The sequence below is a fragment of the Kocuria cellulosilytica genome (assembly GCF_040981245.1).
Taxonomy (GTDB): Bacteria; Actinomycetota; Actinomycetes; order Actinomycetales; family Micrococcaceae; genus Kocuria; species Kocuria cellulosilytica.
Genome location: NZ_JAVFWZ010000053.1, coordinates 1 through 656 on the forward strand (window position 1 = coordinate 1; position 656 = coordinate 656).

General features: G+C 68.8%; 1 protein-coding gene. It reads right to left on the reverse strand.

From position 1 onward, the window contains the following. On the reverse strand, nucleotides 1-656 hold a 656-nt coding region (locus RCG67_RS16930; RefSeq protein ID WP_368827964.1), incomplete at both ends, for an amino acid permease.

Below are 656 nucleotides of genomic sequence, written 5' to 3' on the forward strand. Positions count from 1 at the left end.
GCGGCCATCAGGTCCATGTCGCCGATGAACGCCTGGTAGTTCTGCCCGAGGATCACCACGGCGCACAGCACGAGCGCCACCACCGGGCCCAGCGGGAAGAACCGCGCCCGGTAGGGGAGGTCGGCGAGGTCCTTGCCCTGGGCGGTGTAGGCCTTGCGGAACCGGTAGTGGCTCCAGGCGATGCCCATCCACACGATGAACCCCGCCAGCCCGGAGGCGCTGACCAGCCACACGTAGGCGTCCCCGTCCCCGATGAAGGTGGTGAGGAAGGACGCCCCGCCCACCAGGGTGGTGGCGATCAGGGCGTTCATGGGCACGCCGCGGCGGTTGACCTTCGCGAGGAACCTCGGGGCCTTGCCGCCCTCGGCCAGCGCCCAGAGCATGCGGGTGGAGGCGTAGAGCCCGGAGTTGCCGGCGGAGAGGATCGCGGTGAGGATCACCGCGTTCATCACCGAGGCCGCCGCCAGCACCCCGGCGTTCTGGAACACCAGGGTGAACGGGGAGATGGAGATGTCCTCGACCCCGCTCGTGAGCAGGTTCGGGCTGGTGTAGGGAATGAGGAAGCCGATCACGGTGATGGCGCCCACGTAGAAGAGCAGGATCCGCACGAACACGGTGCGGATGGCCCGGGGCACGTTCTTCTCCGGGTTCTCGGC